The 1,145-nt window shown below is 49.3% G+C and carries 1 protein-coding gene; it reads right to left on the reverse strand.

Annotation, left to right across the window (positions count from 1 at the left end; translation table 11 throughout):
• Positions 1-1,049: 1,049 nt before the first annotated feature.
• Positions 1,050-1,145: transposase domain-containing protein (locus tag HAQ05_RS27760; protein WP_190424563.1), on the reverse strand; the 96-nt coding region annotated here is incomplete at its 5' end.

Here is a 1,145-nt window from a genome sequence, read left to right on the forward strand (position 1 = left end):
TTCGAGCATTACAACGAGCAGCATCCGCACAGCGCTTTGAAATATCGGTCGCCGAGAGAGTTTAGGCGCTTGGCAGCAGCATCAATTTAACGGGGAGTTGGTGTCCGGTTTGGTAGGGGCAAGTCCACTTGCGGCTGTTTAGGCGGCAGATTCTCGAAGTCTTAGGTGCTTCACCGGGCACGGCGAATATAGCTGGTTCGTACTCATCGCCCCAGCGGAAATTGGCTTGGCGGTCTTTGATCCGCCTTAGCGTTTTTTCAGAGATCATTGCTGTCCATACCCATGCCACTTGGTTCGTCCAAAGGTGGCCAAGCTGAGTACATGCATACGAAGGACATATGCATACCACCAGATGCTCGGAGGGCATCCGGATTACGTTTTTTAGGGACGAGGGGAACCGGCAGGACTTGACGTCCCGCACATGCGGATAGACAATAGCTGTGTCAGGGCTGCAATCTTGACACAGGGGCTTGGGGTAAAACTCAGGCCTTTGTCTATTCTGGCTCCCAGAAATCTAACCAGAATCCTTCATACTTTCTCCTCACTATCCAAAATAAGATTTTCTAATATCAATTCGCTACTTGCTGAAGTCGCTAGGAAGGTTTGGGAATTAAGCTTACGCCTCTATCCACCTTTTCTTAGATCGATTCGCACTTAGGACTATAGCGATAGCTGTGCATGGTACCGCTATGAAACCGGCATTGACAACCATAAAAAATCTTCGTGAAGCGTACACAGGATTCCGGTCCCCTTCGTATCTGGTTGATATACCCAAACATACCTCCCATCCATGTGTGCAAAAGGTTTCAACTAACTTTCATTGGATCGCCAAAAGTTATCCACAGTGTCCTTGTCTTCCGTGATAGCTAGCTTAGCGGTTAGTCAAAAAAAAACTATCCACAAATCTCACAGCGCTAAAATCAGTTATCCACAGCACTTTTTATTGCTTCCTCGAGTATGACTCGATTGGAAATCTGCGTATGGACGTCACTTCGTTGGGTGCTCACCCCGCTTGGTTGTAAGCGTACGGGGAATACGCCTTGCGCAGGTCAGCCCGGCATCCACTGATGTGGCAGGAGTTGCTCGATCTCACTAGCCTTCTGCGTCGGCAACCGCATCAGCACATCCTTGAGATACGCGTACGG

The organism is Pseudomonas typographi (assembly GCF_014694385.1).
In the GTDB taxonomy this organism is placed as follows: domain Bacteria; phylum Pseudomonadota; class Gammaproteobacteria; order Pseudomonadales; family Pseudomonadaceae; genus Aquipseudomonas; species Aquipseudomonas typographi.